Consider the following 25,710-nt stretch of genomic DNA (forward strand, 5'->3'; position numbering starts at 1 on the left):
TCAAGAAAAGGGCATGCTTTCGAAGCACGCCGACGCAGGTCTATAGATAGGACGGCAGGAGGATCGCGATGAGCGGCGGCGACAGCGCCCTGGACTTGGCGGCGCGCAGGCTGGAACAGGCGGTGCATGTGCTCGAACAGCGGCTCGCCCACAGGCTGAAGACGGCCGGTGACGCGGCGGGCGGCCTGTTCGACCAGGACCGCGCCCAGCTGGCGGCCCAGCTCGACGAGGCCCGGGCCCGCGAGAAGGAGTTGGAGGCCGCCGGCGCCGAGGCCTCGGCCGCGCTCGGCCGGGCGATCCAGGAAATCCGCGAGGCCCTGAACGGGTCAGCCCCCTCTTCCGCGATCTCCCCCTCCGCCGCGGAGCACTGACCCCATGGCGCAGATCACCATCGAAGTGAACGGCCGGCCCTACGCGGTCGGTTGCGAGGACGGCCAGGAGGCCCACCTCATCGAACTGGCCAAGATGTTCGACCACCAGGTGCGCCAGGTGGGACAGGACATGGGCCAGCTCGGCGACACCCGCCTGTTCCTGATGGGCGCCCTGCTGCTCGCCGACGAACTGGCCGACGCCCGCGCGCGCCTGGCCGCCAATCAGGCCGAGCTCGCGCGCCTGCAGTCCGAACGCGGCCGCGTCGAGATCCGCGCCGTCCAGGCCCTGGACACCGCCGCCAAGCGCATCGAGAAACTGGCCAGCGAAGAGGCTTAGCTCCAACGCCCTGTCATCCCGGTTTCGCGAAGCGAAGACCGGGACCCATACGTCCTCTCCTGCGCGGAAGAGCGCCAGCGCCGAACGCCGCACGCATATCACCAGATCAAGTGCGTATGGGTCCCGGACAAGCGCTGCGCGCTTTCCGGGATGACGCGGATGGGTGGTGAAAGCCGGCATTCCTTGGAATGCTGGATAGCCCTGTAGCCCACGGTTGATTGCGAGCTTCCGGCTCCCGGCAAGTCACGAGCGGCCCGTGGCCGACCGCTTCGCGGCGCGCCCTTGAGTTGCCCGGAGCCGGAAGCAATTCTGGCCGCCATTTACCTGAGGCGCAGTCTGCGCGACGCCGATCCGGCGCGGAATCTCCACCTAGATGTTCTTCTTTTGTTCTTGACTTAACAGGCCGTTTCTGGCAGGATCGCGCTATGCAACGGGTGGGGTCGCGCGCTGGTCTCGCAAGCCACCTTCTCAAAGGATTGGGGGTGGTATGGGCGGAGGCTGGATCACACAGCGACGTGTTGCTGATCTGGATGATCTCGACGCGTGGATGGCGCAGCGAAACGCGGATATAGCAGCGCGGCCGGACGCCGACGCGGCGGCGCGGGATCTCTGGAACCAAGCCACAATCAACGGGGATGATCTTGCGGCGCCTAAGCCGAGCGATCTGACGACGATCGGGTTGGCGGCTTTAGGTGGCAACGCCGCAGACCCAGACAATTCGGGATCGGATGATGCGACAGCCGGCGATCCGCCGAACCCGCCGGCGGCACAAGCTCTGGTCGTGGGCGCGTCGCAAGACCAAGCCGACGATCACGATCCCAATACGCAGACGCCGCCCTATCGGATCGTCACCGCGGCGCCTGGGGACAGCATTTCGCGGCTCTTAGGCACCAGCCGGCCGGATGCCATCGGACGGTTCGCCAGCCTGAACGGTCTCGATGGTTCGACCTTGAGGGTGGGGCAGGACTACCTTGTTCCAAGCACTTACGGCGACGCGACGCCCGACGAGGTCGCGACGGGAAACCGGTTCCTTCAATCGGATAACGCAAGGCTTGCGACGGCGCAGGCGCAAGCGGCCAACGATGACACCTTTGCGCGGCGCTTAGCTTCAGGCCTGAACGTCTGGAGCGGCGAGGTGCCAGAAGCGGCTCCTGGCGGTTCTGCGTTCGAAGCAGCGCAAACGCCGCCATGGTGGGATCGAAACGATTTACTGAAGGGCATAGGCGGGACCGGGGCGTTCATCTTGGGTTTGCCGGTCGGCGGTCGTGATGCCGCGATCGGGCTGGGTGCTGATATCGGGAATACTTTAGATTTTGGCGCCAGGTTTTTAGATCCTCATGACGCCGAAAACCACGTTCCTGGGGAATCCGCACCGGAGGAATTGGCGAGCATGGGACGGTCGGTTCTCAATGCTGTGCAACAGCGCCTCGCCGATCCTGACATGCTTGTCGCCGATGCCGGCGGCATCCTCCACAACGCGAGAGTCCAACTCGATCCGCTGCCGATATCGGCGACCTTGTCAGATCAAATCGCGCGCAACTATCACGTCGGCGAAAACGCCGGTGCGCTAGCGTTCAACCTGGCTGGGCTTTCAAAGGTAGGCGAACTCGCCAAGGGCGTTCTGGAGGCCCAGGGCGTGGCCGACGCGGCTGATGCAGCCGACTATCTCCGACCGGGCGCCTCTTCAGAACTCGCCGCATATCTTGCGGAAGATTACGACGGTATGGGCATGCACTTCATACCTCGCCGCGCGAAGTTTCCCGAAACCGTTATGGGAATTCCGCTTCCGGATAGTCTAGTCGGCAAACCGATTCTACCCAAGGCCTACATGGACGGGCCATTCAACGTTCAGCGGGGCGAGGGAATGAGCCGTGGCCAGGTTTATGCAAAGCATTTCCGTACTGACGATAATTTCTACGGCGCACGGCTGCCGACAAATCTCGACGGCGGGCGTGGCTGGAGCGGGCGCCGGCTCGGGCTCGAGCGTTACAGTCTCCCTGGGCGGCTTTGGCATGGCGCGCCGTTGCCCTTGAAGGCGGCAGTCGGAGGCGGATCGGCGGGCGCGGCGCTCGGCGTCTACGACAACCAAAATCCCGGCATCCCCCAATGACCATCAAGCCCTGGGCCGGCTTCATCGCGGATTTCCCTGATGATCAGGTCGGGACTGCGAAGGCCATCCACGTCTTCGGTGGGCGCAATGTCGCCGTGGCCACCGGTGAAATCCTTACCGCCTTGGGGTGCAAGGTCTCCGCGCCCTCCTATGCGGGTGAAAAGGGCTGGGCGTTCGACGTTCAGGACAAGGATCGTCATCGGTTCTCGTGCCAGGTCACCTCGTTCCATCCTGCGTTCTGGCTGCTGTTCGACGCACCGGCGGCGCGCGGGCCTAGGGCGAAAGGCGCCGCCGCCGGGATCGAGATCTGGCGGCGGCTGGCGACGGCGCTGGAGGACGATCCCCGATTTCATGATGTCGTCTGGCGTTCCCGCGAGGAGGGACCTCCCGAGCCGGAGACCTTTGGCGCGCCCGAGGTGCGCCGGCGCGTCGCCGGCCTTCCCGCTGAACCGATCGGGAAGGCGTTCTGGCCCGGTTCGCGCGATGGGCGCAGGCCGAACGGGCGTAGGCCAGGCTGGTTGTCCTACGGGATGGCGATCTGGTTCATCGTGTCGGGGATAGCGGTCCTGATCTTCGAACTACTGGCCGATTCGAGGCTCAGCGAGCCCGATGCTCATGACATGATGGGCGGAGGCATCACGACCGCCATTGTGGGCCTAGTCTGGCTCGCCCATCTCTTGAGCCGGCGCTACATCGAAAAGATCGATGCGGGCCGGTACGAGCACGACGATCACCGGCCCGCTTGAGAACCGACCTCGTCCGCACTACCTTCAAAGACGGCGGGTCTGCTGCGGCCCACGTCGAAGGCGACATATTCCAGCGACCTTAATTCACTCATAGGGAGCTGTCCCTGTTCGTGGCCGTGGCTGCGAACACACGGCGCCCACCTGGTCTGCCAGGTCGAGGGAATGAAACAGTCCTTCACGGTTCTCGCGGCGCCGCCACCCTTCCTCCACCGCCATTCTTTTCCGGCGCGCGCGCTTTCGGCGTAGGATCGAGCGGTGATCCGACCGCTCGACAAGAAGGCGCTGCGCCAGGAGATGCGCGTCCTGCGCCGCCGTCTGCTGGACGAAGCGCCGGATGCCGCCCGCCGCGCGGCGCTGAAGCTGCCGGTCTCCCGCTTCGGGCGGTTCAGCATCGTCGGCGCCTATTGCGCCCAGGGGACCGAGCTCGATCCGGGCCCGATCCTGCAGGCGATCCTGGACCTGAACGCCGGCCGGATCCGCGCGGCCCTTCCCGTGGCCGCCGCGAAGGACACGCCGCTGACCTTCCGCGCCTGGGCCCCCGGCGACCCGCTGAAGCCCGACGCCTACGGTATCCCCTCGCCGCTGCCTGCGGCGGCGGAAGTCCTGCCGAACCTGCTGCTGACCCCAGTGCTGGCGTTCGACCGCGCTGGCGGCCGCCTGGGCCAGGGCGGCGGCCACTATGACCGCACGCTTCAGAACCTTCGGCGACAGCGGCCGGTTTTCGTGCTGGGCGTGGCCTTCGCGGGGCAGGAGGTCGAGGCCGTGCCCATGGGAGCCCACGACCAGCGGCTCGACGCCATCGTGACGGAGACGGAATTCATAGAAGTGTCTAGAGAGGGCCGATGAGGCATCGACAATGAGACTGGCCTTCTTTGGCGACGTGGTGGGCCGCGCCGGCCGCGACGGCCTGGCCGAGCACCTGCCGGGCCTGCGCCGCCGCCTGGGCCTGGAGTTCGTGATCGTCAACGCCGAGAACGCCGCGGCGGGCTTCGGCATCACCGAGTCCACGGCCAAGGAGCTATTCGAGGCCGGCGCCGACGCGCTCACGCTGGGTAATCACTCTTGGGACCAGAAGGAGGCGCTGACCTACATCGTGCGCGAGCCGCGCCTGATCCGGCCCCTGAACTACTCAGCCTTCTCCGACGCGCCAGGTCGGGGCGCCCAGCTCTTTGAGACGCCGGGCGGCAAGCAGATCCTGGTGATCAACCTGCTCGGTCGGGTGCATATGGACTCGCTCGACGACCCCTTCGCGGCGGTCGACAAGGAGCTGGAGGCCTGCCCGCTGGGCGCGGTCGCCGACGCCATCGTGGTGGACATCCACGCCGAGGCCACCTCGGAGAAGATGGCCATGGGCCACTTCTGCGACGGGCGCGCCAGCCTGGTGGTCGGCACCCACACCCATGTGCCCACAGCCGACTGCCAAATCCTCACCGGCGGCACCGCCTACCAGACCGACGCCGGGGCCTGCGCCGACTACGACAGCGTGATCGGCAACCAGAAGGAGGAGCCGCTGCGCCGCTTCACCACCCGCATCTCCGGCGGCCGCTACAAGCCCGCGGAGGGCCCGGCCACGGTCTGCGGAGTCTATGTGGAGACCGACAACTCAACCGGCCTGGCCCGCCGCGTCGAGCCCATCCGCCTCGGCGGGCGCCTGAGCGAGACCGTGCCAGCGGTCGAGGCTGTCGCGGTTCGCTAGGGCGTTTTCGGCGGCGGGGCCTTCTGGTCCTTGGGCTGGATCTGCACCAGGCTCTGGCGGGTCAATTGACCGGTCTTCAGGTGGTCCAGCTTGGCGAAGCGGCGGTCCGTCTGGGCCATCCATTCGGCGAGCGTCACCTTGCCGTCGAGGTCGGCGTCGGCCGCGGCGATCGGCTCCGGCTCGTTCAGCAGGGAGTAGCGCGCCGCGCCGTCGCGCCCTGCGCCCTTCGGGGGCTTGGTCGCCTGGTCGGCCAGCATCTGGGCCGGATCGTCGTGGGCGGCGCCCAGGCCGCCGCCGCCCATGCCGCCGCCGCCGCTGTTCCGCCGCCGGCGGGCGGCGGGCTGGTTGGGCGAGTTGGGGCCTTCGTCGAAGGTCATGACGCCGATCTCGGGGACGATGTTGCGCTCGTAGGCCTGCAGCTCGAAGGCGTCGATGACCCCGTCGCCGTTGGCGTCGAGCACCTTGAACGAGCGCAGGGCGTCGGCGCGGAACTCGGCCAGGCTCACCGAGCCGTCGTGGTCGGTGTCGGCCCGGGCCAGCCAGTCGCCGAGGCCGTCGGGCCCGCGGAACGGTTCGCCCGAGGGGCTGATGAACAGGCGCACGCGCGGCCGGTGAGCGGCCGGGCCGGCGTCGGCGTCGTCCGCCATCCCGCCGTGGCCATGGCGCGGCTCCGACGACGCGCAGGCGCAGAGCAGCGCCAACAGCGCTGGCGCAAGAAGGCGTCGGAACATGGAATGGCCCCTCAGTGTCGTCCCTTCGCCAGCTAGAGCCGCGGCTGCGGCCAAAATGCGCCGCGCCGGTTTCGGGCGCGTAACCCTTTCCTATGGTGCGCGGAACGGCTCTACTCGCCAAGCTTCGCCGTTCAGAAGGAGGACGCATGCTCGCCAGATTGATCGTCCGGATGATCTTCGGGGCGCTGGGCCTATGGATCGCCGCCAAGCTGGTGCCGGGCATCCACGTGTCCAGCATGACGGCGCTGATCCTGGCCGCCGCCCTGTTGGGTATCGTCAACGCCCTGGTGCGGCCCATCGTCTTCATCCTGACCCTGCCACTGACCATCATCACGCTCGGCCTGTTCCTGCTGGTGGTGAACGCCGCGATGATCGGTCTGGTCTCCCTGTTCGTGCCGGGCTTTGCGGTGCACGGCCTGATCCCGGGGATCATGGCGGCCATCGTCACCGGGGTTGTGAGCTGGATCGGCGGCATGATCCTGCGCGACGACCGGCGCGAGTACCGCCGCTAGGCTCGCAGTTCAGACGCCGCGCCCGAGGCGATCAGGGCCTCGATCTCGGCCGCGCCATAGCCGGCCTCGGCCAGCACCTGCCGGGTGTGCTCGCCCAGCTTGGGGGCGGGTCCGGCGGGGCCGGTCTCGGTCCCGGGGAAGCGCGCAGGCGCGGCCGGCGCCTTGAAGCTGCCGCCCCAGCCATCGGGGGTGTCGACGAAGCAGCCGGCCTCGTGCGCCTGCGGGTCGTTGACGAAGTCGTCCAGGGTGGTCATCGGCGCGAAGATGATGTCGGTCCTGCGCATCATGGCGACCGCCTCATCCAGGGTCAGGGCCTCGAACACCTCGTCCAGGAGGCCGCGGATCTCGTGGACCACGGCCATGTCGAGGATCGGAAGGGCGCAGCGGGGTTGGTCGATCAAGTCGGCGCGGCCGATGACCCGCATCATCTGCGGGAAGTCATTGGACCCGCGCTGCGCCACATAGATCCACCGGTCGTCCTTGGTGCGGAAGTAGCCGGCGATGGCGCCGGGGCGGCTGTGGCGCGGCTGGGCGGTCAGGGCCTCGCCGTTGCGCAGCTTGATCGACATGTCCCAGCCGAGCGCATAGCAGCCGACCCGCATCAGCGCGGTCTCCACCTGCCGCCCCCGGCCGGTGCGCGCGCGCTCATGCACCGCGGCCAGCACCCCGGACAGGGTCGCCAGCGCCGTCACATGGTCGCCCATGCCCGGGCGCGAGCCGATCGGCTCGCGGTCCGGCGGGTTGATCGCATGCGCCACGCCGCTGCGGTTCCAGAAGCCGGTCAGGTCGAAGGCCGGGATGTCGGCGTCCGGGCCGGTCAGGCCATAGCCGGTGACGTTGGCGTAGATCAGCGCCGGCAGCTCGTCCTTCAGGCTTTCGTAGTCGAGCCGCGCCCGCTTCAGCGCGCCCGGCCGCACATTGGTGATGAAAACGTCGGCGTCCTTCAGGATGGCCAGCAGCGCGGCGCGGCCCGCGGGCTTGCCCACGTCCAGCACCACGCCGCGCTTGCCGCGGTTCTCGTTGGAGAAGATCGGGTTGCCGGGGCTCTCGGCGGTGTCAGGCCAATAGGTCCGCGTGGCGTCGCCGGTCGCGCTCTCGATCTTGATGACCTTAGCGCCCCAGTCGGCCATCACCGCCGCGCAGCCGGGCCCGGCGACCCAGGTGGACCATTCCACGACCTTGAGGTCGGACAGCAGCATCGGACATCTCCCGGGCTCTCATGGCGCGTGGCCCGATATTGGGACCGGCACGGACGCCAGGGAAGCGCGCCGATCAGCTGAAGGCGTTCTTGACGATGAACGCCTCGACCTTTCCCCAGGCCGGCTGGCCGGGCGCCACCAGATCGAAGTGGCCGGTCTTCGGCAGCACCAGCACCGTCACGCGGTCGCCAGAGGCCCGGGCGGCGGCGGCGTAGGCGCTCGCCGCCTCCGGCGACAGCAGGGCGGCGCTGACCAAGAGCTGGCGCGTGTGCAGCGGCAGGCGCTCGCCCGGGTTCCCTTCGTTGTAGCGCCCAGGCTGGGCGGCCGCGTCGCCGCCCATCAGCTGCGCGATCACCGGCGCCTCGCAGGCCTCGCGCAGCGCACCGACGGACAGGCGCAGGTCCGCCGGCCCGTCGATGTCCACGGCGGTCGCAACACGCAGTGGATCCGCGCCGCGGATCGGCGAGCCCTTCGGCAGACCGGGCCGCGCGGCCAGCCACGGCGCGGCCAAGCCGCCGGCGGAGTGACCCAGGACCACGACGCGGCCGAGGTCCAGCGGCTGGGTCCTGGCCAGCACACGCAGGTGGTCGAGGGCCGCGCCCCAGTCCTGGAAGGTGCCCGGCCAGCCGCCGCCGGTGTCACCGAGCTGGCGGTATTCGATGTTCCAGGTCGCGAAGCCCTTGGCGGTGAGCGCAGTCGCCATGGGCGAGGTCATCGCCAGGCTGGCGAAGCCCGAGGTCCAGCAACCGCCGTGCACGATCACCGCCACAGGGAACGGTCCCTTGCCCGGCGGCACGCGCAGCTCGCCCACCTGCAGCTTCCCGGGGCCGTAAGCCGCGCGCAGGGTCGGCGGGCTGGAGGGCAGGGCGGTCACCTGACCGGGGTCCAGCCCCTGGGCGGCGGCCATGGCCGGCGCGCCAGCGATCGCGAGGGCCAGGAATAAGGCGCGCATGGTGATCTCCCTTTCGGGGAAGGCTGGATCAGCGCGGGTCGGCTGACAATGTAAAACAAGATTCGAAATGCGCGGGAATTCCGCGTTTTCTGAGCACCGCGGACGAGCGGATGAGGGGTTGAGCACAGAAAAAGGGCGGGACCTTTCGATCCCGCCCTCGTTCAGTCTCAGCGTCTGGGTCCCGGCTCGGCCTTCGGGCTTCACCCTCCGTTGGCCGGGATGACAGGTCTTAGAAGTCCATGTCGCCCATGCCGCCCATGCCGCCGCCGGGCATGCCGCCCGCGCCGCCGCCGCCCTTCTTGGGGGCTTCGACGATGGCCGCTTCGGTGGTGATCATCAGGCCGGCGACCGAGGCCGCGTCCTGCAGAGCGGTGCGGACCACCTTGGCCGGGTCGATGACGCCGGCCTTGACCATGTCCACGTACTCTTCGGTCTGGGCGTTGAAGCCAAAGGTGGGGGAGGCGTTCTCCATCACCTTGCCGACCACGATCGAGCCTTCGACGCCGGCGTTTTCGGCGATCTGGCGGATCGGGGCCTGCAGGGCGCGGCGCACGATGGCCACGCCGGCTTCCTGGTCGTCATTGTCGCCCTTGAAGCCGTCCAGGACCTTGGAGGCCTTCAAGAGGGCGACGCCGCCGCCGGGGACGATGCCTTCTTCCACGGCCGCGCGGGTCGCGTTGAGGGCGTCGTCGACGCGGTCCTTCTTTTCCTTCACTTCCACTTCGGTCGAGCCGCCGACGCGGACCACCGCAACGCCGCCGGCCAGCTTGGCCAGACGCTCTTGCAGCTTTTCCTTGTCGTAGTCCGAGGTGGTGTCCTCGATCTGCTTCTTGATCTGGGCGATGCGGCCTTCGATGCCGCTCTTCTCGCCCGAGCCGTCCACGATCGTGGTGTCGTCCTTGGTGATGGTGACCTTCTTGGCCTTGCCGAGCATGTCGAGGGTGACGTTCTCGAGCTTGATGCCCAGGTCTTCGCTGATCAGCTGGCCGCCGGTCAGGATGGCGATGTCTTCCAGCATCGCCTTGCGGCGATCGCCGAAGCCCGGCGCCTTGACCGCCGCGACCCGCAGGCCGCCGCGCAGCTTGTTGACCACCAGGGTGGCCAGGGCTTCGCCTTCGACGTCCTCGGCGATGATCAGCAGCGGACGGCCCGACTGGACCACCGCTTCCAGCACCGGCAGCAGGGGCTGCAGCGAGGCCAGCTTCTTTTCGAAGAGCAGGATCAGCGGCTCTTCGAGGTCGGCCTCCATCTTCTCGGCGTTGGTGATGAAGTAGGGCGACAGGTAGCCGCGGTCGAACTGCATGCCTTCGACCACGTCGAGTTCGGTCTCGGCGGTCTTGGCTTCTTCAACCGTGATGACGCCTTCGTTGCCGACCTTTTCCATGGCCTTGGCGATCATGTCGCCGACCTCGGTGTCGCCGTTGGCGGAGATGGTGCCGACCTGGGCGATCTCGGCGTTGGTGGTGACCTTGCGCGAGGAAGCCTTGATCTCCTCGACGACCTTGGCGACCGCTTTGTCGACGCCGCGCTTCAGGTCCATCGGGTTCATGCCGGCGGCCACGGACTTCAGGCCTTCGGTGACGATGGCTTGAGCCAGGACGGTGGCGGTGGTGGTGCCGTCGCCAGCCTTGTCGTTGGTCTTGGAGGCGACTTCACGGATCAGCTGGGCGCCCAGGTTTTCGAACTTGTCGGCCAGTTCGATTTCCTTGGCCACCGAGACGCCGTCCTTGGTGGAGCGCGGGGCGCCGAAGGACTTCTCGATGATCACGTTGCGGCCCTTGGGGCCGAGGGTCACCTTGACCGCATTGGCAAGGGTGTTGACGCCGCGCAGCATCCGGTCGCGCGCGTCGGAAGCGAAATAGACGTCTTTCGCAGCCATGGTTGGAACTCTCTTTTCTGAATGATTTTAAGGGGCGGAGACGTGCGGGCGGTTTAAGCCTCGAGCACGCCCAGGATGTCGCTTTCCTTCATGATCAGCAGGTCTTTGCCATCGAGCTTGACCTCGGTGCCGGACCACTTGCCGAACAGGATGCGGTCACCCTTCTTGACGTCGAGGGGCTGGATCTTACCGCTGTCGTCGCGGGCGCCGGGGCCGACGGAGACGACTTCGCCTTCCTGCGGCTTTTCCTTCGCGGTGTCGGGGATGATGATCCCGCCCTTGGTCTTCTCTTCTTCCTCGACGCGCTTGACGAGGACGCGGTCTCCCAGGGGACGAAACGCCATGATGCTCTTTCTCCGTATCGGTACGGCGGTTGGTTTTGGTGGCGTCAGCGCCCGGATCGGCCCGCGTGTTAGCAGTCGCCGGCCCTGAGTGCTAACGGCGGCTTGCAGGTAGGTGGACGGCTAGCGGGAGTCAAGTCGGCGGCGCGATGAGACAAAGCTTGCGGGAACCGCAGCTTCGCCGTTTCGTTCCGCATACGGTGTTCGAAAGTCGGGTGCGGCCATGGCGCTTCAAGACTTCCTCCAACGGGTCATCCGTGACGGTGACCTGAGCGTGAAACTCCCTTCCGGCGAGGTGCTGAAGCTCGGCGACGGGACAGGTCCTCGGATTGCCGTGCGCATCGCCGACCGCCGCTGGATGACCTGGCTGGCGATCTACCCCTCCATGGCGCTGGGCGAGGCCTATATGGACGGCGGCCTCGTGATGGAAGAGGGCGCGATCTGGGACCTGGTGGACCTGATCGGCCGCAACGCCCGGTACCGGCCGCTGAAGCGGGTGGGCGCCTTGTCGCGCTGGTGGCTGGACCGGCGGCTGCAGGCCAACGCCCGCCTGGCCGCCCGGCGCAACGTCGCCCACCACTACGACCTGTCGGTGGACTTCTACCGGCGCTTCCTGGACCCGGACCTGCAGTACAGCTGCGCCTATTTCGCCCGGCCCGACATGACGCTGGAAGAGGCCCAAGCCGCCAAGAAGCAGCACATCGCCGCTAAGCTCCTGCTGCAGCCCGGACAGACGGTGCTGGACATCGGCTGCGGCTGGGGCGGGTTGGGCCTGAGCCTCGCCCAGGCCGCCGATGTGCAGGTGGACGGCATCACGCTCTCGACCGAACAACTAGGGACGGCGCGCTGGCGGGCGGAAAGCTCTGGCCTGGCGGAGCGGGCGCGGTTTTCGCTCACCGACTACCGCGACGTTCAGGGCCCCTACGACCGGGTCGTCTCGGTGGGGATGTTCGAGCATGTCGGGCGGCCGAACTACCAGACCTACTTCGACCAGATCGCGCGCCTCCTGAAGGACGACGGCGTGGCCCTGGTCCATGCGATCGGCCGCTCGGAAGGCCCGGCGCTCAACCAGCCCTGGATCGAGAAATACATCTTCCCCGGCGGCTACATCCCGGCGCTGTCGGAGGTGATCCCCTGCGTGGAGCGGGCCGGCCTGATCGTCGCCGACATGGAGATCCTGCGTCTCCACTACGCCGAGACCCTGCGCTGCTGGCGCGAGCGGTTCACCGCCCAGCGCGCCGAGGTGGCGCGGATGTACGATGAGCGCTTCTGCCGGATGTGGGAGTTCTACCTCTCGATCAGCGAGCTCGCGTTCCGCCACCGCGGCCACATGGTCTTCCAGCTGCAGCTCACCAAGCGCATCGACGCCGCCCCGATCACCCGCGACTACATGGCCCGTAACGATCCCCGGATCGCCGAGCCGGTTCGCCAGGTGGCCTGAACCGCAAATGGCCTGAGCGACGCACCAAGATTTCTGCTGGAGGCGTCGCAACCTCGTCGCTAGGGTCTCTCCCCGACAACGCAAAAACCAGTCGGGAGATTATCTATGCGCCGCGCCCTCGCGCTTGCCGCCCTCATCGCCGCCTCGGCCGCCGTCGCCGGCGCCGCCAACGCCGAGCATTGGACCAAGTTCGCCGACGGCGAGAACGGCACCGAATGGTCCTATGACGGCGACTACAGCTACAAGGACCAGGCCACCGGCCGCGTGGTGGTCATGCAGGCCATCTCCAAGCCGTCGGCCGGCTTCATGCCCGCGGGCCCGGACAAGGGCGTCGGCTACATCTACGCCCTGGACTGCACCAAGAAGAACCTGATCCTGATCACCGCCTACAAGCCTTCCCAGCCGTTCCAGATGCCGACCACCTGGCGTTCCGACACGCCCAAGCAGGTCGGCGGCGCCGAGGACCAGGCGCTGTTCGCCGCGGTCTGCCCGAAGGCCGATAAGCTGCCGACGAAGTAGGCCGCTTCCGGCCTCAGACCTCCATCGAGATTCGAAGCCGCGACGGCGGCGGGCGATATGCCCGCCGCTGAACTCGTGCGCGGCCGGCGTTTAAACACTTGTTTGAACACCCCGGATGGGCCAAAGATTAGGGCCAGAAGAGCCCCTGGGAGCGACCCCGATGACCATGACCGCCGACCGTCCGCAGTCCAGCTTCGCGCTGAACCCGCAGGATGAGCTCAACGACCTGCGGATGAGCGAAAAGGCCCTGCCGCTGTTGAACCACGTCAAGCGGTTCGTGCAGGAAGTCGTCGAGCCGATGAGCGAGAAGTTCCACGCCCTTGACGAGGGTAAGACGGACATCTGGTCCTACGCCCCCGGCCAGCTCGAACTCCTGGAAGCAGCCAAGGACCAGGCCAAGAAGGAGGGCCTCTGGAACTTCTTCCTGCCCAACGCCGAGACCGGCGAGGGCCTGTCGAACCTCGACTACGCCTACATCGCCGTCGAGCTGGGCAAGAACCGCATGGCGTCGGAGACCATGAACTGCGCCGCGCCCGACACCGGCAACATGGAGGTGCTGGAGCGCGTCGGCACGCCTGCCCAGAAGAAGCAGTGGCTGGAGCCGCTGCTGCGCGGCGAGATCCGCTCGGCCTTCGCCATGACCGAGGTCAACGCCGCCTCGTCAGACGCCAAGAACATCAACACCCGCGCCACCCTGGTCGGCGACGAGTACGTGATCAACGGCGAGAAACACTACATCTCCGGCGCCGGCGACCCGCGCTGCAAGATCATGATCACCATGGTGCAGACCAGCCCCGACGGCCCGCCGAACCTTCGCCAGTCGCAGATCCTGGTGCCCACCGACGCGCCCGGGGTGAAGATCGTCGGGCCCATGTGCGTGTTCGGCGATCCCGACGCCCCGCACGGCCACATGCACATCATCTTCGACAACGTCCGCGTGCCGAAGGAGAACATGCTGCTGGGCGAAGGCCGCGGCTTCGAGATCAGCCAGCTGCGCCTGGGCCCCGGCCGCATCCACCACTGCATGCGCGCCATCGGCTCGGCGGAGAAGGCGCTCGACCTGATGGTCACCCGCGGCCTGACCCGCGAGGCGTTCGGCAAGCAGCTCGTCTACCTGGGCGGCAACCTGGAGATCATCTCCCGCGCCCGCATCGACATCGAGGCCATGCGCCTGATGGTGCTGAAGGCCGCCAAGGCCATGGACGTCCTGGGCAACCAGGAAGCCCGCGTATGGATCCACATGGTCAAGGCCATGGTGCCCGAGCGGGTCTGCCAGATCATCGACCAGGCGATCCAGATGCACGGCGCGACCGGGGTCAGCCAGAAGACCCCGTTGGCGCGGATGTACACCTCGACGCGGACCCTGCGCATCGCCGACGGCCCGGACGAGGTCCACCACATGGTGGTCGGCCGCAACGAGCTGCGCCAGTACCGCGAGATGCCGCAGGACGCCTCCACCGCGGCGGTGTTCCGCAACTGATCCTGGCGATCGGTTCCTGACGATCAGCGCGGGACGCCGCCCGGCCGGGCGGCGAGGTCCGCCGGAGGCGCCGGCGGGATCGGCCGCAACCCCATGGGCGGCTTGATGAGTTCGAGCACGAGCAGGCCCTGGCTGACCCAATAGCGGTGGCCGGCCGCCACCTGGCAGGCGACCAGCTGGTGGGCGGGGTTGCGCCGGCTCTGCGCCGTGAAGCAGGCGGTGCTCGGAACGCCGGCCAGGTTCGAGACCGTATAGACGCCTGGCGGATTCGGCGCCCAAGCCACGCCGGCGTATTCAAGAAAGCGCGGCGCGAGCAGGCCGGTCAGCCGTGCATGCAGCTCCGCCGCCGTCAGCCAGCGATGCTGCATCGGAAGATAGGTCTGGCCCGGCGCCGGTTCGACGCCGTCGATCGTCGCCACGCCCGCGACGGCATGGGTATAGTAGCCCGAGGCGACGCCGCAGACGACGGTCGCCTGGGCGCCCCGAGCCGCGATGATGGCGTTCACCGTGCCGTCGGCGGCGGGATAGACGCCGGTGACCTCTCGCGGCCCCCAGCGCGGATCGAGGTGCTCATCGGCGTCCGCCGCACAGTCATGGACCATCTGCCGCGCCTTTTCCTGGGGCGTCATCTGGTGGCAGGCCGCAAGGGCCAGGGCCAAGCCTAGTACGGCGCCGATCGCCAGCGCCGCCGTGACCGGGTTTGGCGGTCCATGGTTCACGCCTTCGATCCTCCCTCCGCCTTCGTAAGCTGCGCGGGATAAGGGTCCGATGCCAGGGTCATGGCGCCGAAGGCCCTGGAGAAGGGTCCTGGCGCGCTCCATGCAGTTCTGCCTAAAGTACCGAAAACGCGTACCTGGGGAGGCTGCTGAAATGAAACCCGTGACTTTGGGGCTGTCGGTGTTCGCGTTGTCGCTGGCGGGCTTCGCCGCGCATGCCGAGACCGCCTGCGCCGACCTGATGAAGACGCCGCTGCCGCACGCCCAGGTGACCAAGGCGGTCTCCGAGGCGGTGGGCGACAAGCAGGTCTGCAAGGTCGACGTGACCAGCAAGCCTACCGCCGACAGCGACATCCGCCTGTCGCTGTGGATCCCCGAAGGCGCGGCCTGGAACGGCAAGTTCGTCCAGCTCGGCAACGGCGGCTTCGCGGGCCAGATCCCCGTGGCCCAGTTCGGCCGCGTGGTGCGCGCCGGCTACGCGGTCAGCGGCACCGACGACGGCCACCAGTCCAAGGTGATCACCGCCGCCGACTGGGCGCTGGGGCACCCCGAGAAGATCACCGACTTCGGCTGGCGGGCGGTCAAGGAGACCACCGACATCTCCAAGGCCCTGATCAAGGCTCAAAAGGGTGGCGGCCCGCAGAAGTCCTATTTCAACGGCTGCTCGGACGGCGGACGCGAGGCGCTGATGTCGGCCCAGCGCTTCCCCAACGACTTCGACGGCATCGTGGCCGGCGCGCCGGCCGCCTACATGAGCCAGCTGTTCGGCATCTCCGCCGTACAGCAGCAGGCCATGACCAAGCCGGGCGGCTATCTGGGCGCGCCGCAGCGCGACCTCCTGCAAAAGGCCTCGATAGCCCAGTGCTCCCCGGGAGAGCCCTTCATCCGCGATCCCGCCGCCTGCCACTTCGATCCGGGCAAGCTGGCCTGCAAGCCCGGCCAGACTGACGAGTGCCTGACACCGGCCCAGGTGGTCTCGGCCAAGGCCATGTACACCGGCCGCACCGACGCCAAGGGCAATGTGCTGTTCCCGGGCTTCAGCCCGGGCGCCGAGGGCCTGAATGGCGGCTGGAACGCCTGGCTGACCGGCCCCACCGACGACCTGCGGCCCCACGCCATGGGTTTCGCCTTCTCGTCGGACGCCTTCAAGTACTTCGCCTTCCAGGACCCGAACTTCGACTTCCTTAAGATGGACATGGGCGCGCAGTACGCGACGGCGCAGAAGAAGATGGCCGAGGAAGTGGACGCGCCGAACCCGAACCTCACGGCGTTCGAGAAGCGCGGCGGCAAGCTGATCCAGTACCACGGGTGGAATGACCCGGCGATCCCGCCGCGCTCCTCGATCCGCTACTACGAGGACGTGCGCAAGACGATGGGGAACACCGACAGCTTCTACCGGATGTACCTGATCCCCGGCATGTTGCACTGCGCCGGCGGCGTCGGCCCAAGCAACGTCGACTGGCTGGCCGAGCTGGACAGCTGGGTCACCGCCGGCAAGGCGCCGGGCGAAGTTGTCGCCCAAGGCGGCGCCGGCCAGTCGCCGGGCGGCCCGCCCAGCCAGGTGCTGTGTCCCTATCCGGCGGTGGCCCGCAAGGCCGGCGAGGCCTACGCCTGCGCCGCCCCGAAGAAGGGCTGAGTCCCATGCGCCTGATCCTGCTCGCGTCCGCCGGCCTCGCGCTGGCGGCGCCCGCCGCCGCGCGCGCGGAAACCGCCTGCGCCGACATGGCCCACGCCGCCCTGCCGCACGCCGAGATCACCAACGCCAAACCGATGGCGATCAAGGGCGGCCAGGGCTGCCAGATCGAACTCGACAGCCACCCGACCGCGGACTCCGACATCAAGATCGAGGTGCTGATCCCGATCGGCCAGGCCTGGAACGGCAAGTTCGTGCAAGTCGGCAACGGCGGGCTGGCGGGCTCGATCCCCTGGGCCCAGGTCAAGCTGCGCGCCGACGAGGGCTACGCCGCCGCGGGCACCGACGACGGCCACGGCGGCAACGGCCGCACCGCGATCTGGGCGCTGGGCCATCCGCAAAAGATCGCCGACTTCGGCTGGCGTTCGCTGAAGGAGACCACGGACGCCGCCAAGCTCCTGATCAAGGCCCAGAAGGACGAGGCGCCCAAGCGCGCCTACTTCGTGGGCTGCTCGGCCGGCGGCCGCGAGGCCCTGATGGAGGCCCAGCGCTTCCCCGGAGACTTCGACGGCATCGTCGCCGGCGCCACGGCCAACTACAACACCCTGGGCTACGCCGGGCGCGCCTACATGCAGCAGGTGTTGGCCCGGCCCGGCGGCTATCTGGCCCTGCCGCAACTGCAACTGCTGCAGGACGCCGCGCTCAAGCAATGCGCGAACGGCGAGCCCTTCATCCGCGATCAGCTCGCCTGCCATTTCGACCCGGCGGTGCTGAAGTGCAGGCCGGGCCAGACCGAAGGCTGCCTGACCGCGCCCCAGATCGCCTCGGCCAAGGCGATCTATGGCGGCCGGATCGTGAACGGCAAGGTGGCCTATCCAGGCTACGAGCCGGGCGCGGAGGCCTTGCGCGGCGGCTGGCAGGCCTGGAACACCGGCGTCTCCCAGGACCGCTGGACGGAGTCCTCCGGCCACGCCATGGGCTCGCAGTTCATGAAGTACTTCCTCTACGACGATCCGTCGTTCGACTTCCTGAAAATGGATACGGGCGCGAAGCTCGACCGTGACCGGCAAAAGCTCGCCAAGGACCTGGACGCCACCGACGCCAATCTGACGCCCTTCGCCAGCCATGGCGGCAAGCTGATCCAGTACCATGGGTGGAATGACCCGGCGATCGCGCCGCGGGGCTCGATCCGCTACCACGACGCCGTGCTGGCGGAGACCAAGGACGCCGCCAGCTTCTACCGGCTCTACATGATCCCCGGCATGCTGCACTGCCAGGGCGGCAATGGACCGGGGACCGTGGACTGGCTCTCGATCCTCGACCGCTGGGTGGAGGCCAAGCAGGCGCCGCACGAGGTGACGGCCACCGGCCAGGGCGGCGCGAGCCAGCTGCTCTGTCCCTATCCGGGCGTGGCGCGCAAGGCGGGTGAGGCCTGGGCCTGCTCGGCGGCGAAGAAGGGCTGAGACCCAAGGCGGCAAGCGTGGCTTTAGGACTGGAAGCTCGGTCTGCGCGGGGGTAATCCGACACCGTTCAGATGACGGAAGCCTTCCTCATACGCAGCCTGTCGCCGGACGAGGCGCAAGGCGTGGTCCCCGCGCTTGCCGCGGTGTTGCTGGACTGCGTCAAGGGCGGCGCCTCGGTCAGCTTCATGGCGGACATGACCCTGGACGAGGCCGAGGCGTTCTGGCGCGAAGAGACCGCCACGGACGACGGCCGATCGATCCTGGTGGCGGAGGACGACGACGGCGTCTTCGGCGTGGTGCAGGTCATTCCGGTCGCGATCCCCAATCAGCCACACCGGGTCGACATCTCGAAGTTGCTGGTCCATCGCCGTGGCCGCCGGCGCGGCGCGGCCGAGGCTCTGATGACCGCCGCGGAGGACGCCACCCGGCAAAAGGGGCGCTGGCTGATGGTGCTCGACACCGTCACCGGAAGCCCCGCTGACCTGCTCTACGAGAAACGCGGCTGGAGCCGCGCGGGCGTGATCCCCGATTACGCGCTCTACCCCGACGGCGCGCTGTGCGACGCCACCTTCTTCTACAAAGCGCTCCGTCCATGAGGACGTTGAGCCCCAGCCGGACGGCCGGCCCCTTCTGGCGCACGTCGCGTCGCAGATCCGCGGACGGAGGGGCCTGTGTCCCCTTCGCGAGGCGGGTCGCAACTCCGAAGGATACTTCCCATGACCCTGCTAACGGGCGGCTTCATCGTCGCCATGTCGTTCGTGACGGCGGCGATCTCCGGCGTGTTCGGCATGGCGGGCGGGCTGATGCTCAAGGGCGCCCTGGCCCTCGTCCTGCCAGTCTCCGCCACCTTCGTCGTCCACGGCCTCTTACAGCTGGTCGCTAACGGCTGGCGGGCGATCCTCCACCGCCAGTTCGTGAGCTGGCGGATCGTGGCGATCTATGCGCTGGGCGCCTTCACCGCCGCCGCCCTGATCGGCCTCATTGTCTATGAGCCGACCCGGGCGACGCTCTACCTCCTGATGGGCCTGGTCCCCGGCCTCGTCTGGCTGCCGCAGGGCTGGGTGAAGGTCGACGCGTCGCGGCCGGTCCAGGCCTACGTCTGCGGGCTCGGCGTCACGGGTATGAACCTGACGGCGGGCGTCGCCGGGCCGCTGCTCGACGTCTTCTTCGTGCGCACCGCGCTGACCCGCCACCAGATCGTCGCCACCAAGGCCGCGACCCAGGTGTTCAGCCACCTGATGAAGGTGGTGGTCTATGGCGCGCCGCTGGTCGCCGCCGGCGGCAAGGGCATCCCGCCCTGGTGGGTGTTCGCGCTGGCCGTGCCCCTCTCCATGTTGGGCACGGCGGCCGGCGGCATCCTGCTCAACCGGTTGAGCGACGTGGACTTCAAGCGCTACCTGCGGCTGATCCTGACGGTGATCGGGGCGGTCTACCTCGTGCAGGCCGCGCGGCTCTACCTGGGCTGATGGCCAAAAAAGAGCCGGGCCTTTTGGGCCCGGCTTTTGAAGTCTAGGGAGGAAACGCCCAGGAATGGGCAGGGCTGAGATAGGTTCGTAACGGCGGCGCACAAGGCCAAGCCGGAACTTTTTTTGGAGGCGGGCGCCTAAAAATGCGGATCGAGCCGAAGGTCCTGGAAGACCGCCACGTCCGCCTGGAGCCGATGACCCCGGCGCACCGCGAAGGCCTGCACGCCGCCTGCGACGCCGACCGCGAGGTCTGGACGGCGCTCTATCCCTATTCCCTGGACGCGGCGCACTTCGACGCCGGCTGGAGCCGCTTCTACGCCGAGCCCGGCCCCGACCGGATCAACTTCGCGGTGATGGCGGGCGGCCAGGTAATGGGCGTCTCCAGCTACCTGGGCGTCGATCCCGTCAACCAGACGCTGGAGATCGGGGGCACCTACTATCACCCCGACGTCCGCGGCGGGGCGGTCAACCCGGCGAGCAAGCGGCTGATGCTGGCGCACGCGTTCGACAGCGGCGCGCGGCGGGTGCAGTTCAAGGTCGACGCCCTCAACGCCCGCAGCCGCGCGGCGGTGCTGAAGCTGGGCGCAAGCCTGGACGGCGTCCTGCGCCAGGACCGCGTCACCTGGACCGGCCGCATCCGCGACACCTGCGTCTTCTCGATCCTGGCCGACGAATGGCCGGCGGTGCGCGCGGGACTGGACGCGCGGCTGGCGCGGTTCGGGTGAGGGCGGCGCGCCGCCGCCGATGGGGCCTACGCCCAAAGGCCTACGCCTTCCGCTCGATACCCAGCCCCTGAGCGACGGCGTAGCTTGCGCCCTGGAACAACGTCCAATCGGGTGGGGCTGAACATGGCGATCAAACATCGCATCCTGGCGGTGGCGACACTCGGTGGCGCCATGGCCTCGGCCTCGGCCTCGATGGCCACCATCGGCGCGGTGGTCTTCGACATCTCGCTGAACACCGAGATCCAGGAGGTCAACGGCGTCCAGGTCTCCTCGACCCCGGTGGACATTAACTACATCGACAAGGTCGCGGTCGCCCTGCCGGCGGCCACGACCAGCCTTCTGTCCGTGTACAACACCCCCTACTACCACATCGCCGAGAACGACCTGTACACGCCGGTGCTCGGGTCTTCGTCGTCGCTGGATGCGCAGCTCTTCGCCGCCGCGGGCATCGTCGGCCAGCCGAACACCGGCGGCAATCTCGACGTCCAGCAGTATCGGATCTTCGACGGGCCGTCGTCCCACCAGGACTATGCGCAGGTCTCGGAATACCAGGGCCAGAACGACAATTCGTTCGACGGCTATAACTACACCTTCATATCCGACACCGTGTCGACGACCATCGGCTACAGCCACAACTACAACGACCCGCACTACATCGGCGATCCGCCGCCGCTGCTGGTCAGCCAGATCGGCGCCTACATGGCGCCGTTCACCTACGGCGTGGATATCGACGCGAACTACAGCTTCGAGCAGGGCAACATCGACGTCGGCGACACCTCCGACTACAGCACCGACGAGATATTCTATGGCACCGCCACCCTGGACCTCGCCGCCAGCGACTTCGTCCCCGAACCCGCCAGCTGGGCGTTGATGATCCTGGGCTTCGGCTTTGCCGGCGCAGGCCTGAGGCGGTGCGGGGCGGTGGGTGAGGAGCGGCTGGCCTAGTTCGGTGGGCGGGATCGTCCGCGCCGTTCCGCATGGCGTCTTTTGAGATGTCACCGCGCCTTTGATCTTATGGTTGATGCGAGCCTTGGGGCCTCGGCTTGTCAAGGACGCGCCAAAGGCGCGCCGCGGGGCGGCCGGGCAAAGCCCGGTCCTTGAGAAGCCGAGGCCCCAAGGCAGAATGCTGGCCATGAGATCTAAGCCGCAGAGCGCGCGGCCCGCTCGTCCCCGCGAAGGCGGGGATCCAAGCTGAGTTCGGTGAGGCGATGGGGTGCCTGAATTTTAAGGTCGCATGGGTCCCCGCCTTCGCGGGGACGAGCGGGGACTGGGTTAGCCGGTGTCCGGCGGGCCGGCGTCGTAGGCGAGATCGGCGCTGCGGTCAGCGAACGCTGCCGGCGCCTCGCAGGCGGTGAGGCGCAGCTCTCCGACGAGCCCCATGTCGGACTTGATCTGGCGGATCAGGGTCTCGATGGGCAGGTCGAGGAAGTCGGCGCGGCGGGCAGCCTCGCCCAGGCGGGTCTCCAGGTCGTAGTCGAGGACCTCGAACTCCTCCTCGTCGCCCTCGGCCTCGTCCCAGATCAGCCGGTGGAGCGCCCCGCGCACCCGGCGCTTGCGGTCCTGGGTGCAGGCCCGCGCCTCGGCCAGGGCCGGATCGACCTCTTCCCTGGGCTCAGGTTCGGCGGCCTCGGCGGCCCGCGCGTCCTCGCGTTCGATCTCGCGGCGGGCGCGTTCGATCTTCAGCTCCAGGGCGAAGGTCTGGCGCACGCCGCGCGACACCCGCTGGAAGGCGAGCGCCAGCTTGTCGGCCTCGACCGTCGTCTCCGCCGCCAGCGCCCGGCCGTGCAGCTCCCGCGCAAGCGTCAGCCCGAGCTCAGAAAGCTCCGCCAACACGGCCTCCTGCCGCTCACGTCTCGCCATCGTATCGGCCATGAACAAAAGGGGAACATAGAGTCAGTCCCAAGTCAACTTTTTATGAGAAAACTCGATTCCTTAGTCCCAGATTGTCGCACCAGCGGTCGCAGGCGAATTCGCCTATGTTAGGACAAGAGTGAAATGGCGGCGGGCAATGGGGCGGGTTGTTGCGCTGGAAACTTCCATCAGCCGACGTTTGGAACGCCCTAGCTACAATGGTGGCAACACCGTAGATTGAGTACTCGCTTCGCGCGACGAACTTCAGCGCCCTCAGGCCGCGACCTTCGCCCCAGCCTTCACCGGGTTCGAAAACTCCAGCACGCCGTCCTCCAGCTTCGCATACCGCAGGCTCATCAGGTCGAGCGCGTAGTTCTGGTGCAGCTTCCAGGGGGCCTTGGAGCCCTGCTTGGGGAAGCTGGCCATGGCGCGCTGGACGTAACCGGAGGAGAAGTCGAGCCACGGCTGATGCTCGATGTCCGGGTCGCTGTTGCGCGGGGTGACCTGGCGCAGGCCCCGTCGGGCCATCACGTTCAAAAGACGGCAAACGTACTCGCAGGTCAGGTCGGCCTTCAGGGTCCAGGAGGCGTTGGTGTAGCCGAACACGGTGGCGAGGTTCGGGATGCCCTCGTACATCATGCCCTTGTAGGCCAGCGTCTGGCTGGGATCGATCGCGCGGCCGTCGACGCTGAGGGCTATGCCGTTCAGCACCTGCAATTTCAGGCCCGTGGCGCTGACGACGATGTCGGCGTCCAGGGTCTTGCCGGAGGCCAGCTTGAGGCCCGTCTCGGTGAAGGTCTCGATGTGGTCGGTGACCACCTCGGCCTGGCCTTGCTTGATCGCCGCGAACAGGTCGGCGTCGGGCACCAGGCACAGGCGCTGGTCCCAGGGGTTGTAGCTGGGCGTGAAGTGGGTCTCGACGTCGTAGTCGGGGCCGAGCTGGGCGCGGACCATGTCGATGATGTTCTTCTTCACCGCCGCCGGCTTGTTGCGCGCCAGGCGGAAGAACCACATGCCGAACAGCACATTGCGCCAGCGGACGATGTTGTAGGCCAGCATGGCCGGCAGCCACTTGCGCAGGTTGTTGGCCATGGCGTCCTCGGCGGGCCGGGAGACCACATAGGTCGGCGAGCGCTGCAGCATGGTGACGTGGCCGGCGGTCTTGGCCATCTCCGGCACCAGGGTGACCGCGGTGGCGCCGGAGCCGATCACCACCACGCGCTTGCCGGCGTAGTCGAGGGCCTTCGGCCAGTGCTGCGGGTGGATCAGCTGGCCCTTGAAGCGCTCGGCGCCCGGGAACTCCGGCGTATAGCCGCCCTCGTAGGAATAGTAGCCGCCGCAGAGCAGCAGGAAGCCGCAGGTGAGCTGCACCGTGCGCCCGTCGGTGGTGCGGGCCTCCACCGTCCAGGCGGCGTCTTCGCTGGACCAGGCGGCGGCGGTCACCTGATGGCCGAAGCGGATGTGGCGGTCGATGCCGTGCTCGGCGGCGGTCTCGCGGACGTAGTTGAGGATCGAGGGGCCGTCGGCGATGGCCTTGGCCTCGGTCCACGGCTTGAAGGCGTAGCCCAGGGTGTACATGTCGCTGTCGGAGCGGATGCCCGGATAACGGAACAGGTCCCAGGTGCCGCCGATGGCCTGACGGCCCTCAAGGATCGCGTAGCTGCGGGAGGGTTTGGCCTCGTGCTGCAGATGCCAGGCCGCGCCGATCCCCGACAGCCCCGCGCCGACGATCAGCACGTCGAGGTGCTCGGTGGCCGCCTTGCCTGTTGTCCCGTCCGCCATGGTCTTCGAAGTCCCGCGCCGCGCTTGAGTGAACATTGATCACATGGATGTGGGTCTGGCGCCAGCGCGGCGGAGCGTCGCTTTGGGCGACTGGTCCGCGAGACGCCGATCGGACGGCGCAGCGCGTATGGGTCCCGGACAAGCGCTGCGCGCTTTCCAGGATGACACGTTGAGGAGGCCCGCCACTGCGGCGTTAATTCCTTCGACTTCCAGGGGGAGCGTGCCGGATACTTCGACGATGTGATTCGGATGGCCAGGACCATGCGTCGGCTCACCCTTGGGCTCCTCTGCGCGACCTATATCTGCCTGTCGCTGATCGTGGCGCTGAGCCTTTGGCGCAACGGCGGCGGCTGGGGCGCGGGCGTGGCCGCCCTGGTGGGGGGGCTCGGCCTCTGCTTCGCCTTCCACGGCCTGATCGAACGCGCGCTCGAGACCGCCGAGATCAAGGGCGACGTGGACAACATCCGCGAGGCGCACGAGATCCTGATCTCCCAGGTGGAAGCCCTGGACGCCCGGGTCAGCGAGATCTTCGACGCCGTCGCCGAGGACGCCCAGCGCGCCGAGGCCCTGGTGGACGAGGTCCACATGCTGGAGGGCCTGGTGCAGACCCTGCAGGGGCGGCTGGAAGAGGGCGCCGCGGAAGCCGCCGCCCCGGCCTTCGCCGCGCGGCTGGGGGGCGATATGGCCCAAGTCCCGGCGCTGCTCGACACCGTGCGCGAGGCCCTGGCCGAGAACCGCGTCGACCTCTACCTGCAGCCCATCGTCGCCCTGCCGCAGCGCAAGACCCAGTTCTACGAAAGCTTCACCCGCCTGCGCGACGAGACCGGCCGGGTGATGATGCCGGCGGAATACCTGAGCGTCGCCGAGCCCGGCGGCCTGGTCACCGCCATCGACAACCTCCTGCTGTTCCGCTGCGTGCAGATCGTGCGGCGCCTGGCCAAGCAGGACCGCAAGATCGGCATCTTCTGCAACGTCTCCATGGCCAGCCTCGCCGACGAGGTGTTCTTCCCGCAGTTCCTCGATCTCTTGACCAGCAACCGCGACCTGGCGGGCTCGCTGATCTTCGAGCTGGGCCAGGCCGCCTTCGACGCCCGCGGCTCCATCGAGGCGCGCAACATGGGCAAGCTGGCCGACCTCGGCTTCCGGTTCAGCCTGGACAAGGTGGTGGACCTCGACCTCGACCTGCAGGACCTGTCGCGCGCCGACGTGCGGTTCCTGAAGGTCGCCGCGCCGAAGCTCCTGGAGGAGCTGACCGAGGTGGATGGCCGCTTGGTGCTGCAGTCGCTGCCGGACCTGGCCGCCGAGGATTTCACGGCGCTCGCCCTGCGCTACGGCGTCGAGGTGATCGCCGAGAAGGTGGAGAGCGAGCGGCAGATCGTCGACCTCCTGGACCTCAACCTCGCCTTCGGCCAGGGCCACCTGTTCGGCCAACCCCGCGCGATCAAGGAAGCCGTGCTGGCCGAGGCGCCCGCGCCGGCGCCGAACCTGGTGCGGCCGGATTGGCCGCGCCGGGCGGCGGTGGGATAGGGCCATCCGAGCCCTTAAACGGTCATCCTCCGGTCAGCCGCGAGGCTGATCCGGGGGACCCAAGCTGAATTGCGGGCCAGGCCACACCGCTTGGGTCCCCCGGATCGCCTCTTCGGGCGACCGGAGGATGACGGGTTTTTGCGGTTCGGGCGGCTGCCAATCCCAGGCGATCCATGCTCAACAGGACAACGCCTGGGTCCGCGCTTTCGCGGGGATGACCGGATGTGGGCGGA

General features: G+C 68.0%; 25 protein-coding genes and 1 other RNA gene. 18 read left to right on the plus strand and 8 right to left on the minus strand.

Annotated elements, in window-relative coordinates:
• Window positions 1-68 precede the first annotated feature (68 nt).
• From E8A49_RS16190 to E8A49_RS16220, 7 genes are all read left to right on the plus strand, one after another.
• Window positions 69-371, plus strand: coding sequence for a DUF4164 family protein (locus tag E8A49_RS16190; RefSeq protein WP_293383635.1), 303 nt, complete (start codon window positions 69-71; stop codon window positions 369-371).
• Between the two features lie 4 nt (window positions 372-375).
• Complete coding sequence (gene zapA, locus E8A49_RS16195) at window positions 376-708, plus strand: cell division protein ZapA (protein WP_293383638.1); 333 nt, start codon at window positions 376-378, stop codon at window positions 706-708.
• 487 nt (window positions 709-1,195) lie between these two features.
• Window positions 1,196-2,818 carry a hypothetical protein gene (locus tag E8A49_RS16200; RefSeq protein WP_293383641.1) on the plus strand — a complete coding sequence of 541 codons (1,623 nt, stop codon included), beginning with the start codon at window positions 1,196-1,198 and terminating at the stop codon, window positions 2,816-2,818.
• Window positions 2,815-3,564 carry a hypothetical protein gene (locus E8A49_RS16205; protein ID WP_293383644.1) on the plus strand — a complete coding sequence of 250 codons (750 nt, stop codon included), beginning with the start codon at window positions 2,815-2,817 and terminating at the stop codon, window positions 3,562-3,564. Before E8A49_RS16200 ends, E8A49_RS16205 begins: the two co-directional genes overlap by 4 nt.
• A 36-nt stretch (window positions 3,565-3,600) precedes the next feature.
• A non-coding RNA gene (gene ssrS / locus E8A49_RS16210) (6S RNA) lies at window positions 3,601-3,760 on the plus strand.
• Between the two features lie 59 nt (window positions 3,761-3,819).
• On the plus strand, window positions 3,820-4,410 hold the full coding sequence (locus E8A49_RS16215; RefSeq protein ID WP_293383647.1) for a 5-formyltetrahydrofolate cyclo-ligase: 591 nt from the start codon (window positions 3,820-3,822) through the stop codon (window positions 4,408-4,410).
• A gap of 10 nt (window positions 4,411-4,420) precedes the next feature.
• Complete coding sequence (locus tag E8A49_RS16220; RefSeq protein WP_293383650.1) at window positions 4,421-5,260, plus strand: TIGR00282 family metallophosphoesterase; 840 nt, start codon at window positions 4,421-4,423, stop codon at window positions 5,258-5,260.
• On the opposite strand, the gene E8A49_RS16225 is transcribed toward E8A49_RS16220, so the two are convergent.
• Window positions 5,257-5,991 carry a hypothetical protein gene (locus E8A49_RS16225; protein ID WP_293383653.1) on the minus strand — a complete coding sequence of 245 codons (735 nt, stop codon included), beginning with the start codon at window positions 5,989-5,991 and terminating at the stop codon, window positions 5,257-5,259. The genes E8A49_RS16220 and E8A49_RS16225 overlap by 4 nt on opposite strands.
• A gap of 146 nt (window positions 5,992-6,137) precedes the next feature.
• Between E8A49_RS16225 and E8A49_RS16230 the strand changes: the two genes are divergently transcribed.
• The gene (locus tag E8A49_RS16230) at window positions 6,138-6,503 is read left to right on the plus strand and encodes a phage holin family protein (RefSeq protein ID WP_293383656.1); all 366 of its coding nucleotides are present in this window, start codon (window positions 6,138-6,140) and stop codon (window positions 6,501-6,503) included.
• Here E8A49_RS16230 and E8A49_RS16235 read toward each other — a convergent pair.
• The 4 genes from E8A49_RS16235 to groES form a co-directional block, all read right to left on the minus strand.
• Complete coding sequence (locus E8A49_RS16235) at window positions 6,500-7,702, minus strand: CoA transferase (RefSeq protein WP_293383659.1); 1,203 nt, start codon at window positions 7,700-7,702, stop codon at window positions 6,500-6,502. The two genes, E8A49_RS16230 and E8A49_RS16235, sit on opposite strands and share 4 nt — an antisense overlap.
• 73 nt (window positions 7,703-7,775) lie before the next feature.
• On the minus strand, window positions 7,776-8,654 hold the full coding sequence (locus tag E8A49_RS16240) for an alpha/beta hydrolase (RefSeq protein ID WP_293383662.1): 879 nt from the start codon (window positions 8,652-8,654) through the stop codon (window positions 7,776-7,778).
• 229 nt (window positions 8,655-8,883) lie between these two features.
• On the minus strand, window positions 8,884-10,533 hold the full coding sequence (gene groL / locus E8A49_RS16245) for a chaperonin GroEL (protein WP_293383664.1): 1,650 nt from the start codon (window positions 10,531-10,533) through the stop codon (window positions 8,884-8,886).
• A gap of 53 nt (window positions 10,534-10,586) precedes the next feature.
• The gene (gene groES / locus E8A49_RS16250) at window positions 10,587-10,877 is read right to left on the minus strand and encodes a co-chaperone GroES (protein ID WP_293383667.1); all 291 of its coding nucleotides are present in this window, start codon (window positions 10,875-10,877) and stop codon (window positions 10,587-10,589) included.
• A gap of 220 nt (window positions 10,878-11,097) precedes the next feature.
• Between groES and E8A49_RS16255 the strand changes: the two genes are divergently transcribed.
• The 3 genes from E8A49_RS16255 (at window position 11,098) to E8A49_RS16265 (ending at window position 14,314) form a co-directional block, all read left to right on the plus strand.
• A complete protein-coding gene (locus E8A49_RS16255; RefSeq protein WP_293383670.1) occupies window positions 11,098-12,315 on the plus strand; it encodes a cyclopropane-fatty-acyl-phospholipid synthase family protein in 1,218 nt (405 codons plus the stop codon).
• Between the two features lie 105 nt (window positions 12,316-12,420).
• Complete coding sequence (locus E8A49_RS16260) at window positions 12,421-12,834, plus strand: hypothetical protein (RefSeq protein ID WP_293383673.1); 414 nt, start codon at window positions 12,421-12,423, stop codon at window positions 12,832-12,834.
• Window positions 12,835-12,994: 160 nt separating this feature from the next.
• Window positions 12,995-14,314, plus strand: coding sequence for an acyl-CoA dehydrogenase family protein (locus E8A49_RS16265; RefSeq protein WP_293383676.1), 1,320 nt, complete (start codon window positions 12,995-12,997; stop codon window positions 14,312-14,314).
• A 23-nt stretch (window positions 14,315-14,337) separates the two neighbouring features.
• Here the strand turns inward: E8A49_RS16265 and E8A49_RS16270 are convergent, their stop codons facing one another.
• Window positions 14,338-15,033 (minus strand): hypothetical protein, encoded by a 696-nt coding sequence (locus E8A49_RS16270; protein WP_293383679.1) that lies wholly within the window; start codon window positions 15,031-15,033, stop codon window positions 14,338-14,340.
• 151 nt (window positions 15,034-15,184) lie between these two features.
• On the opposite strand from E8A49_RS16270, the gene E8A49_RS16275 reads away from it, so the two are divergent.
• From E8A49_RS16275 to E8A49_RS16300, 6 genes are all read left to right on the plus strand, one after another.
• On the plus strand, window positions 15,185-16,666 hold the full coding sequence (locus E8A49_RS16275) for a tannase/feruloyl esterase family alpha/beta hydrolase (protein WP_293383682.1): 1,482 nt from the start codon (window positions 15,185-15,187) through the stop codon (window positions 16,664-16,666).
• A gap of 5 nt (window positions 16,667-16,671) precedes the next feature.
• Entirely contained in the window at window positions 16,672-18,126 is a 1,455-nt protein-coding gene (locus E8A49_RS16280) for a tannase/feruloyl esterase family alpha/beta hydrolase (protein ID WP_293383685.1), read from the plus strand.
• A gap of 71 nt (window positions 18,127-18,197) precedes the next feature.
• A complete protein-coding gene (locus E8A49_RS16285; protein WP_293383688.1) occupies window positions 18,198-18,722 on the plus strand; it encodes a GNAT family N-acetyltransferase in 525 nt (174 codons plus the stop codon).
• 120 nt (window positions 18,723-18,842) lie between these two features.
• The gene (locus tag E8A49_RS16290) at window positions 18,843-19,592 is read left to right on the plus strand and encodes a TSUP family transporter (protein WP_293383691.1); all 750 of its coding nucleotides are present in this window, start codon (window positions 18,843-18,845) and stop codon (window positions 19,590-19,592) included.
• A 143-nt stretch (window positions 19,593-19,735) separates the two neighbouring features.
• Window positions 19,736-20,317: a GNAT family protein gene (locus E8A49_RS16295; RefSeq protein WP_293383694.1), complete on the plus strand. Its 582-nt coding sequence runs from the start codon at window positions 19,736-19,738 to the stop codon at window positions 20,315-20,317.
• A gap of 123 nt (window positions 20,318-20,440) precedes the next feature.
• Complete coding sequence (locus E8A49_RS16300; RefSeq protein WP_293383697.1) at window positions 20,441-21,262, plus strand: PEPxxWA-CTERM sorting domain-containing protein; 822 nt, start codon at window positions 20,441-20,443, stop codon at window positions 21,260-21,262.
• A gap of 327 nt (window positions 21,263-21,589) precedes the next feature.
• Here E8A49_RS16300 and E8A49_RS16305 read toward each other — a convergent pair whose 3' ends face one another.
• Entirely contained in the window at window positions 21,590-22,147 is a 558-nt protein-coding gene (locus E8A49_RS16305; protein ID WP_293383700.1) for a hypothetical protein, read from the minus strand.
• A 294-nt stretch (window positions 22,148-22,441) separates the two neighbouring features.
• Window positions 22,442-23,950 carry an NAD(P)/FAD-dependent oxidoreductase gene (locus tag E8A49_RS16310; RefSeq protein ID WP_293383703.1) on the minus strand — a complete coding sequence of 503 codons (1,509 nt, stop codon included), beginning with the start codon at window positions 23,948-23,950 and terminating at the stop codon, window positions 22,442-22,444.
• A gap of 261 nt (window positions 23,951-24,211) precedes the next feature.
• Between E8A49_RS16310 and E8A49_RS16315 the strand changes: the two genes are divergently transcribed.
• The gene (locus tag E8A49_RS16315; protein WP_293383706.1) at window positions 24,212-25,477 is read left to right on the plus strand and encodes an EAL domain-containing protein; all 1,266 of its coding nucleotides are present in this window, start codon (window positions 24,212-24,214) and stop codon (window positions 25,475-25,477) included.
• The last annotated feature ends 233 nt before the right edge of the window (window positions 25,478-25,710 follow it).

Source organism: Phenylobacterium sp. (assembly GCF_004799515.1).
GTDB lineage: Bacteria > Pseudomonadota > Alphaproteobacteria > Caulobacterales > Caulobacteraceae > Phenylobacterium.